The sequence below is a fragment of the Rathayibacter sp. VKM Ac-2879 genome (assembly GCF_015351245.1).
In the GTDB taxonomy this organism is placed as follows: domain Bacteria; phylum Actinomycetota; class Actinomycetes; order Actinomycetales; family Microbacteriaceae; genus Rathayibacter.
The window spans coordinates 577,941-591,354 of sequence record NZ_JADKSO010000001.1; the positions used below are offsets into that span (position 1 = coordinate 577,941).

Sequence of the window (13,414 nt, forward strand, 5' to 3'; positions counted from 1 at the left end):
TGTCTCCGGCGAGGCGGGCGCACTCTCCGCGCCCAACACTCAGCCGGCTGATGGAAGACTCCTAGGGTGCATCTCCTCGCGGTCCTCAGCATGAAGAATCGGGCGCTCATCGCCCTCGTCACCGTCGTGATCGCCGTCTTCGGCGGCGTCGCCCTGACCGGGCTCAAGCAGGAGCTCGCTCCCTCGCTCTCGTTCCCTCAGCTCGCGATCGTCACCTCCTACCCAGGCGCCGCGCCAGAGGTGGTCAATGACGACGTGTCGACCCCGATCGAGACCGCCATCCAGGGTGTGCCCGGCCTCGAGACGACGAGCGCGACCTCGTCGACGAACTCCTCCGTGATCTCGGCGTCCTTCACCTACGGGACCGACCTGGCGACGGCCGAGCAGAAGATCCTCCAGGCGATCAACCGGATCAAGACCACGCTCCCCGAGAACCTCGACCCGCAGGTGCTCACGGGCTCGCTCGACGACCTGCCGGTGCTTCAGCTCGCCGTCTCGAGCGACGGCGATGCGAAGGCGCTCGCCGACCGGTTGCGCACGAGCGTGATCCCCGATCTCGAGAAGGTCAGCGGCGTGCGCGAGGTCGCGCTGTTGGGCGAGAGTGACCAGCGGGTCACGATCACCCCCGACGACGCGGCTCTCGCGAGCGCAGGACTGACGACGAGCGACATCCGCAGCGCGCTGCAGCAGAACGGCATCCTGGTCGCGGGCGGCGAGATCACCCAGGACGGCTCGACGTTCTCGGTCCAGTCGGGCGAAAAGCTCGACTCGACGGATGCCCTCGCGGCGCTCCCGTTGCTGCGGTCGGGAGCCCCCACCTCGGCGCAGGCCTCGGCAGCCGCGCAGGCCGCCCCGGCGGGATCGGCAGGGGGACAGGCCGCCTCGGGCACCGCCGCTCCGACCGTCACCACCCTCGGCTCGGTGGCGACGGTCGCGGTCACCGACGCCCCCGTCACCTCGATCTCGCGGGTCAATGGGCAGCCCTCGCTCACGCTCTCGATCACGAAGCTGCCCGCCGCCAACACGGTCGACGTCTCCACCGGAGTCACCGCGCTGCTGCCCGGGCTCGAATCCTCCCTCGGCGACAACACCACCTTCACCTCGGTCTTCGACCAGGCCCCGTACATCCAGGAGTCGATCGCGTCGCTCGCGCAGGAGGGGGCTCTCGGCCTCGTCTTCGCGGTGCTGGTGATCCTTCTCTTCCTGCTCTCGGTGCGCTCGACGCTCGTCACGGCGATCTCGATCCCGACCTCCGTCCTCATCACCTTCATCGGTCTGCAGACCGCCGGCTACACCCTCAACATCCTGACGCTGGGTGCGCTGACGATCGCGATCGGGCGGGTCGTGGACGACTCCATCGTCGTTATCGAGAACATCAAGAGGCATCTCGACGCGGGCGAAGAACGCGCTGGCACCATCGTCAGGGCGGTGCGGGAGGTCGCGGGCGCGATCACCGCCTCCACCATCACGACGGTCGCGGTGTTCTTGCCGATCTCGTTCGTCGGCGGCACTACCGGAGAGCTCTTCCGACCCTTCGCCCTGACGGTCTCGATCGCCCTGCTCGCCTCGCTGATCGTCGCGCTGACGATCGTCCCGGTGCTGGCCTACTGGTTCCTCCGGCCCTCGAAGCGTGAGAACGTGCGTCGCGCGGCGCAGGCGGCGCTGGCCGAAGAACGCGCGGCGACGGGGGAGGCGACACCCCGCACGAACGCCGTCGAGACGCGGGCGCCGGGCGAAGCGCCCGCCGAACCCCCGCACCACGGCGCCCATGCCGTGCCCCGTCCCGCTTCCGGACTGCAGCGGGTGTACGGCCCGATCATCGCCTGGACGCTCCGGCACTCGGTCGTCACCGTGCTGCTGGCGCTGCTCGTGCTGGTCGGAACGGGCGCGCTCTACCCGCTGATGAAGACCAATTTCCTCGGTTCCAGCGGCCAGAACACCTTCACCGTGACCCAGACGGTGCCCGTCGGGCAGAGTCTCGACGCGCAGGACGCGACGGCGCAGAAGGCGAGCACCGCGATCCTCGGCGTCGCCGGCGTCGACACGGTGCAATTGACGGTCGGCTCGGCCGGCGGCCTGCAGAGCGCGTTCCGAGGCGGAGGCGGAGGCGCTACGTCCATCCGCTACTCGGTCACCACCGACGACTCCGCCGACCAGGGAGCGGTGCAGTCGGCAGTGCGTGACGCGCTGGCGACCGTCGCCTCGCCCGAGGACATCAGCGTCGCCGCCTCGTCAGGCTTCGGCGCCTCCTCGAACATCGAGGTCGACCTCTCGACCGCTTCGCAGAGCGACTTGCAGAGTGCCAACGACCAGCTCCTCGCCGCACTGCGCGGGACCGGCGGGATCAGTCAGGCCGAGAGCAACCTCTCCTCCTCGCTCCCCTACATCGCGGTGCGCGTCGACCGCGAGAAGGCGGCCGCCGACGGACTCAGCGAGGTCGCCGTCGGCACGCTGGTCAGTCAGGCCCTGCAGCCCACGCAGGTGGGCAGCGTGGTGATCGACGAGCGGACGCTCTCGATCTACCTGGCCGACGCGCAGCCTCCCGCGACCCTCGACGAACTGCGCGCCCTCGAGGTGCCGACGCGCACGGGAGTCGTCGCGCTCTCGAGTCTCGCGTCGGTCGAGCAGGCCGACGGGCCGGCGAGCATCACCACCGAGCGCGGGCAGCGCACTGCCACGATCACCGTCACACCGGCAGGGGACGACCTCGCATCGACGAACATCGCCGTGCAGAAGGCGATCGACGCGACGACCCTTCCCGCCGGCGTCTCCGCCTCCCTCGGCGGAGTGACGGCCGATCAGGCGGACGCGTTCTCGCAGCTCGGGATCGCGCTGCTCGTCGCGATCCTGATCGTGTACGTGGTCATGGTGGCGACTTTCCGCTCGCTGCTCCAGCCGCTCCTGCTGCTCGTCTCGGTGCCGTTCGCGGCGACCGGCGCGATCCTCCTGCAGGTACTCACCGGTGTGCCGCTGGGCGTTGCCTCGCTCATCGGCGTGCTGATGCTGATCGGCATCGTCGTCACCAACGCGATCGTGCTCGTGGATCTGGTGAACCAGTACCGTCAGCGCGGCATGCCGGTGCGGGAGGCGCTCCTTCACGGCACCGAGAGACGCTTGCGGCCCATCCTGATGACCGCTCTCGCGACGATCTTCGCGCTGCTGCCGATGGCGCTGGGCATCACCGGGCACGGCGGGTTCATCTCGCAGCCCCTCGCGATCGTGGTCATCGGCGGACTCGTGTCGTCGACGGTGCTGACCCTGGTGGTGCTGCCCGTCGTCTACAACCTGGTCGAGGGATATCGTGAACGTCGGCGTGCCGCCCGCGCCGGGAAGGCCACCGCATGACCGATCTCCGCGACCCGTCCGCGACGGTCGGCTCGTGCTGGCAGAGCGGACCGGAGCGTGCCGCAGCCACACTCGCCGACGTCGGGCCCGAGCGATTCGTGGCGGCGGACTTCCGTCCGGGCGTCCTCCGGCACATCGTGCTGCTGCGCTTCCGGCCCACAGCGCTCGTGGCGGAGGCGGAGGAGGTCACCCGCCGCTTCCTCGCTCTGGCCGACGAGTGCGTGCGCGGCGGACGACCGTACATCCGCTCGATCGAGACCGGTCCGCAGCTGAGCACCGAGGGGGCGGGGGAGGGGTTCGACCGCGCGTTCCTGCTCACCTTCGCCTCGGAGGGCGACCTGAACTACTACCTGGGACGGCCCGCCGTCGACGCACCGGGCCTCTTCGACCCCGCGCACGACGCGTTCAAGGCTTTCGTGGGGCCCGTGCTCGACACGGCGGGCATCGTCGCATTCGACTTCCGGCCCGAGGCGCGCTGATGGCGACGCCGGAGTTCGTCGTCCGGCTGCGCGAGCATGTCGGCACCGAGCTGCTCTGGCTCAGCGGCGTGACTGCGGTGATCGTCCGCGACTCCGGCGAGGTGCTGCTTGTGCGGCGGGCCGACACAGGAGCCTGGACGGCGGTCACCGGCATCATCGACCCGGGGGAGACCGTCGCCGGCACCGCTCGGCGCGAAGCTCGGGAGGAGGCGGGCGTCGAGATCGAGGTGGAGCGCCTTGTGCAGGTGCGCACGCTGCCTCCGATGACCTACCCGCACGGCGACCGGGCGCAGTACCTCGACCACGTGGTGCGCGCCCGCTACCTCTCGGGCGAGGCGCACGTGGCCGACGAGGAGTCGACCGAGGTGGGCTGGTTCGCTCCCGATGAGCTCCCGCCGATGTCGGCGGAGCACCGGGGCCGGATCGAGCGGGCGCTCTCGGACGAGGTGGGCTGCTCGTTCGACTGAGGCCCTGGTTGCCGCTCAGTCGGCCTGATCGACTCGGTCCTGGGCGTCGCCGGGGAGCATGTCACCGCCGGGCGCGGCCTGCCGGAACGCGAGTGACCTTTCTTTCCGCCGAGCGGGAAAAAAACTTTTTCCCCTCTCGCCGAATGTGGTCATTGCTGGGTGCCTATGACACTGGACCGCCGAGTGTCCAGAAGGTGAAAAATTCGCATCGTGCAAGGTGGGCTGCTCGTGCTTGTGGTAAACATGCGATGTTGCCCGCGCGCAACTCGCGTGTCGGGAAGAATTCCGGCCTGCGCGTGGGGACTCAAGAGGGGTATCAGTGTCACCAATTCAGGGGTCGATTTCGCGACGAATGGCTGTCATAGCCGGATCCGTTGCTCTGGGCGCAGTCGTTCTCGCGCCGCAGGCATTCGCTCAAGAGAAGCCGAGGTGCGTCGCATGACAGCATCGATGGCAGGAGGAAATCCGTGATCCAGGTCGTCAATAACTTCTCCTACCCGATCATTCAGGACGATGATCGCGACGCGTACGTCTCGTGGAATCACCATCAGGCACGCGGTTCGCTCGGAGGCGTCGACCTTGCCTACCCTGCGGGATCGCCGGTCACAGCGAACGCCGACGGCATCGTCACGACCTCCGGGAACTCGGGAAGTGGTGGCATCACCTCGACCCTGCAGCTCGACGACGGTCGTCAGATCCAGTACATGCACCTCCAGGCCGCCAGAGTAGCCAACGGGACGCGCGTGACGCTCGGAACCGTCATCGCGACGTCCGGCGCCTCCGGTTTCGGTTCGTCGGACTACTACGCGCCCCACCTCCACGTGCACATGATCCTACAAAACGGGACACGCGTGAATCTGTGGGACTACTTCACCGGAGGCGCGACTGCACCCGCCCCGATCGTCGCTAAAAACAAAGAGGAGAACATCATGCTTGCCATTGAACAGAACCAGAACACCGATGGGCCCGACTACCTGAAGATCGCCGTCTATGGCGAAGGACGCTGGGTCGAGATCCTTCCGAACAACCGCAGCCTCTACAATGCCTACCGAGGCGTGCACAACTCGCAGGTCGACGCCGGAAATGCGTACTTCAAACTGCCTCAGAGTGCAAAGAGTGTCGACCAGATCGGCTGGAACGCCGTGAAGAGCATCCACTCCTGAGTGCATTCTGCCCTCGCATTCTTTGCAGAATGCGAGGGCAGTCGCTTGTCGCGGCGACGCGCTCGGTCGCGGTTCACGTGTGAGAGACGCGCGGTCGTCTTGCGGAGTCGGACTGCAGGCGGACCAGGACGACTCCGCCGAGAATGAGCGCGCCGCCCGCGAACTGGATCGGCGCGGGGAGTTCGCCCAGGAGGAGCCAGGCCGCGGCGATCGAGAACAGCACCTCCGTCAGGCCGACGAAGGAGGCGATGCGCGTGCCGAGTCGCGAGCTTCCCTGGATGCCGAGCAGATAGGCGAGCACCGTCGACATGCCGAGGATGACCGCGGCCGGCATGAACCACGGCACATCCGCGCCGAGGAAGACGACGCTGCCGAAGCTCGCGCGCAGGTGCACGGCGCCCACGGCGCCCAGCACGATCAGGAGCCCTGCCCCCACCACCATCGCCCCCGCGGTGAGGACGAGCGGAGGCAGCTCAGGATCGACCTTTCCCGCGACGACGTAATAGACGCACAGGCCGAGCGATGCGGTCAGCGCCCACGCGATGCCGACCAGGTCGGGTGTGGACTCGCCCGAGAGATCGAGCACCAAGACCAGGCCTGCCAGCGCGAGCGCCGAGCCGGCGAGGGTGAAGCGGCCGGGATGTCTCCGAGTGCGTGCCCACGCGAAGAGCACGAGGAACACGGGGGCGAGGTACTCGATGAGCAGCGCGATGCCGACCGACATGTGTTCGATGGCGCTGTAGAAGCAGAGCTGGGCGGCGATCACGGCGAAGATGCCGTAGAGGGCGACGGTGCCGACGTTGCGGCGCAGCACGTGCCAACGGCCGCGGAGCGAGAGTGCCGCAGGGATCGCGAGGATCAGCGCGGCACCGCCTGCCCGCCAGAGGACGGCGGCGGCGGGGCTCCAGCCCGCTTCGAGCAGCGGTTTCACGAAGGGGCCGCCGAGGCCGAATGCGGCGGAGGCGGCGAGCGCGAGCGCGAGGCCCGAGCCGAGGTGGCGGGGGGTGACCGCGGCGGCGGGGGAGGTGACGGCGGTCATGCGCGACCCTTCAGGAGTCAAAGCGGTTATGCTCGTGACAACGAGCTGGTTGCACAGTACTAACCCGCCCTGTCAGGAGTCAACATGGTCTTCGCTTATGACGTCGAAGCATCGCTCACGTCGACCGCGATCCTGGTCAACACCCTTCCTCAGCTGTCCGCGTCGGGAGGGGACGAGATGGCGACCGTGGATCAGCTCGACGAGTTCCTCCGCGTCAACCGCTACACGGGCAGCCGCACGGGCTCGACGGCGGAGCTGGAGGCCGTGCGCGCCCTCCGCTCCTCCCTCCGCTCGCTCTGGCTCACGACGGCCGAAGAGGACCTCGTCGCGGTGGTCAACGGGATGCTGGAGTCGGGTCGCGCACTCCCGCAACTGGTGCGCCACGGCCAGTTCGGTTGGCACCTCCACGCGACGCGCGATGAGAGCCCACTGGCCACCCGCATCCTCGTGGAGGCAGCCATGGCGTTCGTCGACGTGATCCGCGGAGACGAACGCGAGCGCATCCGAGTGTGCGCGGCGGAGGACTGCGACGCCGTCCTGGTCGACTTCTCACGCAACCGGTCGAAGCGCTACTGCGACACCGGCAACTGCGGCAACCGAGCCAACGTCGCGGCCTACCGTGCCCGGCGGGCGGCGGAGGAGGCCGGCGGCCTCTAGCCAGCGGCCGGGAGTCGCGTATAGACTCCTGCGGTCGGCTCTTGACACCGCGCGCTCGCGTGCGGATGGGTTTGTTAGTCAAGTGGGCCGAGTCTCCGACAGTCGTCGTGAGACGAATCACATGTGTGAATCGGCCCCGGTCAATGACTCGCCCGGGTTCTCCCCCTGCTGCCTTCGCAGCGGAACAGCGCACGGATGCTCCGCACGACGGAGCTGCTCCGGCGCCGCTTCTTCGCGCACGACCTGAACCCAGGAAGAACAGCCATGCCTAAGAACAAAAAGCCCGCCGGCGGACGTCCGGCCAAGAACTTCGAGCCCAACCGCTTCGGTGCCTCGAGCGGCAAGTCGCAACTGGGAGGACGCCCGCGGTTCGCGGCGGCCAAGCCGGGTTCGCGGAGCGAAGGACACCGCGGCTACCGCCCGATCGACGAGAACGCGCCCAAGAAGGCGCGGTGGAACGCCGACGAGCGTGCAGCGCGTGCGACCGAGCGCGAGGAGCGGCCCGCCCGCGGGTACGACCGCGATGCGCGTCCCGCGCGATCGGCCGACCGCGACGAGCGGCCTCGCACGAACGATCGGGACTCGCGTCCTGCGCGCTCCTCCGACCGCGACGACCGGCCAGCGCGCGGGTTCGACCGTGACTCCCGGCCGACCCGCGGGTACGACCGTGACTCCCGGCCCGCGCGCCGCGACGAGCGCAGCGAGCGCCCGGCTCGGCCGTTCGACCGGGATGAGCGACCCTCGCGCGGCTACGACCGCGACTCTCGTCCTGCCCGCGGTAGCGACTCGCGTCCCGCGCGTTCGTCCGACCGGGATGAGCGTCCCGCTCGTTCGTTCGACCGCAGCGATCGGCCTGCGCGTTCGTTCGACCGCGACTCCCGCCCCCCGCGGAGCCACGACCGCGGCGATCGCCCGCGCTCGTTCGACCGTGACTCCCGCCCGGCGCGCCGCGACTCCGGCTCTGACTTCTTCCCGAGCCGCACCACCCGCGCCACGCACCAGGCCGACGATGTCGTGCTCGAGCGCCTCGAGGCGACCGCGACGCTCGCCGTCGATGTCGAGGGCGTCACCTTCGGCGACCTCGGCCTCGGCGCCAACATCGTCCGCCAGCTGACCGAGCTGGGAGCGGCGGCGCCGTTCCCGATCCAGGCCGCGACGATCCCCGAGGTGCTCGCGGGCAAGGACGTCCTCGGCCGCGGCAAGACCGGCTCGGGCAAGACCATCGCCTTCGGCGCTCCCGTCGTCGAGCGCCTGATGGAGAACAACGGAGCCAAGGGCCGCAAGCCCGGACGTGCACCCCGCGCGCTGATCCTCGCGCCGACCCGCGAGCTCGCGATGCAGATCGACCGCACGATCCAACCGATTGCCCGCGCCGTAGGCCTGTTCACGACGACCATCTACGGAGGCGTCCCGCAGTACAAGCAGGTGGGTGCGCTCCAGCGCGGCGTCGACATCGTCATCGCGACCCCGGGCCGCCTGGAAGACCTGATCGAGCAGGGCCGCCTGGACCTGTCGAACATCACCATCACGGTGCTCGACGAGGCCGACCACATGTGCGACCTGGGTTTCCTCGAGCCGGTGCAGCGGATCCTCCGCCAGACCGCCGAGGGCGGTCAGCGCCTGCTGTTCTCGGCCACCCTCGACAAGGGCGTCGCGACGCTCGTCGACGAGTTCCTGGTCGAGCCGAGCGTGCACGAAGTCGCCGGCGAAGACCAGGCGTCCTCGACGATCGACCACCGTGTGCTCGTCATCGAGCACCGCGACAAGGCCGAGATCATCGAGCAGCTCGCCGCGCGTCAGGGCAAGACCCTGATCTTCGCGCGCACCCGGGCATTCGCGGAACAGCTCGCGGAGCAGCTCGAGCACGCAGATATTCCCGCGACAAGCCTCCACGGCGACCTGAACCAGTCGCGTCGCACCCGCAACCTCGCGCTGCTCACGAGCGGTCGCGTCGACGTGCTCGTCGCAACCGACGTCGCCGCGCGCGGCATCCACGTCGACGACATCGACCTCGTGATCCAGGCCGACGCCCCCGACGAGTACAAGACGTACCTGCACCGCTCCGGCCGCACCGGTCGCGCGGGCAAGAAGGGCACCGTCGTGACACTCATCACTCGCAACCGCCGTCACCGCATGGAAGATCTGCTCGACCGCGCCGAGATCCAGGCCGACATGGTCGAGGCGCGCCCCGGCGACCGCCTCCTGACCGAGATCAGCGCTCCGGCGGAGTGAGCTGCGCAGGCGCGACCGAGAGGTGCGCGCCTCCGACGGCCGGGGTTCGGCAGCCGTGACAACGGCCGCCGTGACTCAGGGCGTACGAACGCCGAAGGGCGGACACCTCGCGGTGCCCGCCCTTCGGCGTTCGTACGGTCAGCGACCGCCCCAGGAATTACTTGGCCGGGGGAGTGAGGACCGTGTCGATGAGGTAGACGGTCGCGTTGGCGGTCTGCACGCCACCGCAGATGACCGAGGCGTCGTTGACCTTGATGTTGTCGCCGGAACCGGTGACGGTCACGTCGCCGCCCTCGACGGTCGCGTGAGTGCCGTCGATCGCGTCAGGAGCGATCTGGCCGGGGACCACGTGGTAGGTCAGAATCGACGACAGCGTCTTGGCGCCGTCAGGCGACTTCAGGGTGTCCAGCGTCGCCGCGTCGAGCTTGGCGAACGCGTCGTCGACCGGGGCGAAGACGGTGAACTGGCCGCTGTTCAGGGTGTCGACGAGGTTGACGTCGGGGTTCAGCTTGCCCGAGACCGCTGCGGTGAGGGTGGTGAGCAGCGGGTTGTTCGACGCAGCGGTCGCCACCGGGTCGAGGGCCATGCCGCCGACCGAGCCGGCTCCACTCGGCACCTGCGAGGCGTAGGCGGCGCAGCCAGGACCGACGAGGTTCGCGGCGGGGTCCATCGTGGCCATGGGCGTCGAGGAGGCAGAGGCCGAGGAGGTCATCATCGGGGTCGACGACTCGCCGGCGGCCGTGCTGCCGCTTCCGCTCGAACAAGCGGTGAGACCGAGGGCGGCGGTGCCGAGCAGGGCGAATGCGGCGAGGGCGGTACGCTTCGTGGATCGCATGGGATTTCTCCTTCGTGAGACGGCCCCCACTGATGCGGAGGACCTGAACTAGGTGGACCGTTTCGCGGCCGTTGACAGGTCTTCGGAGCCCTGCCGCCGGGGGTTTGGAATTCGCATGACGATCTAGGTAACGGCTTCGTAACGGCTGCTGCCCCGTCAGGGACGCGAGGCACGGAGGCGTCGATTACCCTTGTCGAGGCACGCGCGCGCGGGCCGGTTCGGAGGGACGAGCAGTGCAGACGCGAGGCGCACGAGCAGCACGGGGCATCGCCTCGGCCGTCGCCGCGACCACGACTGCCGCTGCATCGCACACGTTCGCCGGAGCGGACATGCCCTCGCCGTCGATCCTGGCGCTCGCCACCGCCTTCGCCACCGTCGTCTGCGTGATGCTCGCTGGACGCCGTCTCTCCGGCTCTCGCCTCGCTGCCTCCGTGCTCCTCAGCCAGGTCGCCTACCACGCGCTGTTCCTCGTCGGAGGTGGCGGAGGCGACGTGAGCGTCGTCGGAGACCCTCACGCGCACCTCCACGGCGGGGAGACGATGCAGCTCGTCGCTGGCGGGATGGGCGCCGCGGGACATGCCGCGCACTCACCCGCGATGTACGTCGCGCATCTTCTGGCGGCTGTGCTCACGATCGCTGCGCTCCGCCACGGCGAACGGATCTTGTGGACGCTCGGAGCGCAGTGGAGCCGTGTCGTCCTGCGCATCGTCGCGCGCGCCTCCGCTCTCCTTGCCCCCACTTCTCCCTGCATCGCGGTCCTCGGCGCGACCGAGCCGTGTGCCCCGCATCCGCTCGACGCTGCGCTCACCGCACGACGACACCGCGGCCCGCCGTTGCGCGCCCTCCGCGTCGCCTGACGTCCTCCTTCACGGGTGGCGTGAGGCGGCGTTCTCGCGCGCACCGCGAACCCGCGCTGCGCCAGGACCGCGGCACTTTCTGCCACACACAGTCAAGGACTTCGATCATGGTCTCGCTTACTTCCGTCCCCTCTGCTTCCGTCCCGTCTTCCGCTCGCTCCCGCCTGCGTCTCGTCGGCTCCGGCGTTCTCGTCACCGCGGGCTCGCTCACACTCGCGCTCTCGGCTCCTGCCGCAGCGAGCGCTCATGTCACCGCCGCCGCGACCAGTACCGCGGCAGGCTCCTACACCGTCGTCACCTTCTCTCTGGCGCACGGCTGCAACGGCTCGCCGACGACAGCCCTCGCGATCACTCTTCCGGACGGCATCAACTCCGTGAGCCCCACGGTCAACCCGAACTGGGACGTCGTGAAGAACGAGGTGGACATCACCAACCCCACCCCTGACTCGCAGGGCAACACGGCGACGAAGCGGGTCTCGGACGTCGTCTACACCGCCAAGACGCCCCTCGCCGACGGCTACCGCGATACCGTCTCGCTGCAGCTTCAGCTCCCCGAGGACGCGGTGGGAAAGACGCTCGAGTTCCCCGTGCTGCAGAACTGCGAGGTCGGTTCGACCTCGTGGGACCAGCCCACCGTCGAGGGGCAGGACGAGCCGGAGCATCCGGCGCCGACCGTCGCAGTGAGGGCGTCAGCCGCGATCTCGGGTCACCACGATTCCGACGGCGACGGCGACGAGGCGACGGCGACGACTGCCTCCTCGACGCCGTCGGGATCAGGCGACGATGTCCTCGCGCGCGTCCTCGGAGTCGGCGGGCTCGTAGTGGGAGCGGTGGGTGTCGCCGTCGCGCTCGCCTCGCGCCGCCGCGGACCGAAGGCGTCGGCGTGAAGCGAACACGCCTCCTCGTCGCTGCCGCCGTGATCGGGCTGATCGCCGCGATCTCTGTCGCGGCGCCGGCGAGTGCGCACAATTACCTGGTGTCGGCCTCGCCCGGCGTCGACGCGACCGTCACGCAGCAGCCGGAGTCGCTGGTGCTCACCACCAACGACGACCTCCTGGTGCTCGGGACCGATGGCTCGTCGGCGGCGCTGCGCGTCGTCGGGCCCGATGGGCTCTATTACGGCGACGGCTGCGTGAAGGTCGTCGGCCCGTCGGCCTCCATGCCAGTGCAGCTCGGGCCGTCCGGAGCGTACGAGGTCACCTGGCAGGTCGTGTCGACTGACGGTCACCCGGTCTCGGGGCAGTACTCGTTCACGTGGGCGCCGGCAGCGGATGCCACGCTCGCTTCCGGGTCGTCTTCTGTGCCCGACTGCAACGGGACCGTCGCCGTGTCACAGAGCTCAGGAGCCGACAAGACGGCAGGAGAGGCGGCGGCGTCGTCCGGCGCGGATCCTGCACTTCTCGCCGACGTGCTGTGGATCGGCGGCGCTCTTGTGGCCGTGGTGGTCGCGGTAGGGATCACCCTGCTGATCCTGCGACGGCGCCCGCGAGACTGACGACGACGGGCCTCCTGCGCATGGTCGTCGGGTCAGCGCAGGAGGCCCTTCAGCGGCCCCTCCTCCAGATCGGCGAGGATGGCCGCCGCGTCGTCGTAGACGGCGACGGCGCCCGCCTCGCGCAGATCGCTCTCGCTCGTGCCTCCTGAGAGCACGCCCACGGTCGCGAGTCCGGCCTGCCGTGCGGCGAGGACGTCCCAGGTGGCATCGCCTACCATCACGGCATGATCGCTGATCGTCTCAGCGCGTTCGAGGGCGAGGGTGATCAGGTCGGGCTCGGGTTTCGCGGTGTCGACGTCGTGCCCACTCGTCACGGCGTGCACGGCGCCGCCCAGATCGAGCACCCCGAGGAGGATGTCGAGCTCGTCCTGCGGGGCTGACGTGGCGAGCACGACGCGCACACCCGATCCGACGAGTCGTGCCACGAGCTCGCGGGCGCCAGGCAGGGGCGCGATGCGGCTGCTCAGCTCGGCGTAGTTCTTCGAGTGCAGCGTCGTGAGCTGGGAGCGGAGCTCGTCGCTCGGCGTCTCGTCGATGAGCATGTCGAGCAGCTTCGTGGAGTCGGCTCCGATCGCCCGCTGGATGCGCCAGGAGGGCACGGCCAGATCGCGCTGCCAGAATGCCCGAGACCATGCCTCCACGTGGAGGAAGTTGGTGTCGGCGAGGGTCCCGTCGATGTCGAAAAGGACGGCGGTGATGGGGCGGTCTGCGGTCATGGTGGCCCAAGCTACGCCGAGGGGGCAGGCGAGGGTCACCCCTTGACCGCCCGGCGCCGTCAGCCGGACCGGTCGGAGTCGTCGAGGCGTGATGCCGTCTGCGATCACGCCGGCGCGTTCGAGCAGCGT

The 13,414-nt window shown here is 69.3% G+C and carries 12 protein-coding genes; 9 read left to right on the forward strand and 3 right to left on the reverse strand.

Annotation, left to right across the window (positions count from 1 at the left end; all coding sequences use genetic code 11):
* Window positions 1-66: 66 nt before the first annotated feature.
* From ITJ45_RS02795 to ITJ45_RS02810, 4 genes are all read left to right on the forward strand, one after another.
* Window positions 67-3,345 (forward strand): efflux RND transporter permease subunit, encoded by a 3,279-nt coding sequence (locus ITJ45_RS02795; protein ID WP_194607300.1) that lies wholly within the window; start codon window positions 67-69, stop codon window positions 3,343-3,345.
* Window positions 3,342-3,824, forward strand: coding sequence for a Dabb family protein (locus ITJ45_RS02800; RefSeq protein WP_194607301.1), 483 nt, complete (start codon window positions 3,342-3,344; stop codon window positions 3,822-3,824). Before ITJ45_RS02795 ends, ITJ45_RS02800 begins: the two co-directional genes overlap by 4 nt.
* Window positions 3,824-4,291 carry an NUDIX hydrolase gene (locus ITJ45_RS02805; RefSeq protein WP_194607302.1) on the forward strand — a complete coding sequence of 156 codons (468 nt, stop codon included), beginning with the start codon at window positions 3,824-3,826 and terminating at the stop codon, window positions 4,289-4,291. Before ITJ45_RS02800 ends, ITJ45_RS02805 begins: the two co-directional genes overlap by 1 nt.
* Window positions 4,292-4,758: 467 nt before the next feature.
* Window positions 4,759-5,454, forward strand: coding sequence for a M23 family metallopeptidase (locus tag ITJ45_RS02810; protein WP_194607303.1), 696 nt, complete (start codon window positions 4,759-4,761; stop codon window positions 5,452-5,454).
* 73 nt (window positions 5,455-5,527) lie between these two features.
* Here ITJ45_RS02810 and ITJ45_RS02815 read toward each other — a convergent pair whose 3' ends face one another.
* Window positions 5,528-6,493, reverse strand: a complete 966-nt coding sequence (locus tag ITJ45_RS02815; RefSeq protein WP_194607304.1) for an EamA family transporter — start codon at window positions 6,491-6,493, stop codon at window positions 5,528-5,530.
* Between the two features lie 84 nt (window positions 6,494-6,577).
* On the opposite strand from ITJ45_RS02815, the gene ITJ45_RS02820 reads away from it, so the two are divergent.
* Window positions 6,578-7,150: a CGNR zinc finger domain-containing protein gene (locus ITJ45_RS02820; protein ID WP_194607305.1), complete on the forward strand. Its 573-nt coding sequence runs from the start codon at window positions 6,578-6,580 to the stop codon at window positions 7,148-7,150.
* A 264-nt stretch (window positions 7,151-7,414) separates the two neighbouring features.
* Complete coding sequence (locus ITJ45_RS02825) at window positions 7,415-9,382, forward strand: DEAD/DEAH box helicase (protein ID WP_194607306.1); 1,968 nt, start codon at window positions 7,415-7,417, stop codon at window positions 9,380-9,382.
* Between the two features lie 157 nt (window positions 9,383-9,539).
* Here the strand turns inward: ITJ45_RS02825 and ITJ45_RS02830 are convergent, their stop codons facing one another.
* Complete coding sequence (locus ITJ45_RS02830; protein ID WP_194607307.1) at window positions 9,540-10,217, reverse strand: fasciclin domain-containing protein; 678 nt, start codon at window positions 10,215-10,217, stop codon at window positions 9,540-9,542.
* A 233-nt stretch (window positions 10,218-10,450) separates the two neighbouring features.
* Here ITJ45_RS02830 and ITJ45_RS02835 point away from each other — a divergent pair, with 233 nt between their 5' ends.
* The 3 genes from ITJ45_RS02835 to ITJ45_RS02845 all read left to right on the forward strand — a co-directional run bounded on the left by ITJ45_RS02835 (window position 10,451) and on the right by ITJ45_RS02845 (window position 12,569).
* Window positions 10,451-11,074 carry a hypothetical protein gene (locus ITJ45_RS02835; protein WP_194607308.1) on the forward strand — a complete coding sequence of 208 codons (624 nt, stop codon included), beginning with the start codon at window positions 10,451-10,453 and terminating at the stop codon, window positions 11,072-11,074.
* A 107-nt stretch (window positions 11,075-11,181) separates the two neighbouring features.
* Window positions 11,182-11,961: a YcnI family protein gene (locus ITJ45_RS02840; protein ID WP_194607309.1), complete on the forward strand. Its 780-nt coding sequence runs from the start codon at window positions 11,182-11,184 to the stop codon at window positions 11,959-11,961.
* Window positions 11,958-12,569: a copper resistance CopC family protein gene (locus tag ITJ45_RS02845; protein WP_194607310.1), complete on the forward strand. Its 612-nt coding sequence runs from the start codon at window positions 11,958-11,960 to the stop codon at window positions 12,567-12,569. Before ITJ45_RS02840 ends, ITJ45_RS02845 begins: the two co-directional genes overlap by 4 nt.
* Before the next feature lie 32 nt (window positions 12,570-12,601).
* On the opposite strand, the gene ITJ45_RS02850 is transcribed toward ITJ45_RS02845, so the two are convergent.
* Complete coding sequence (locus tag ITJ45_RS02850; RefSeq protein ID WP_194607311.1) at window positions 12,602-13,285, reverse strand: HAD family hydrolase; 684 nt, start codon at window positions 13,283-13,285, stop codon at window positions 12,602-12,604.
* Between the last annotated feature and the right edge of the window lie 129 nt (window positions 13,286-13,414).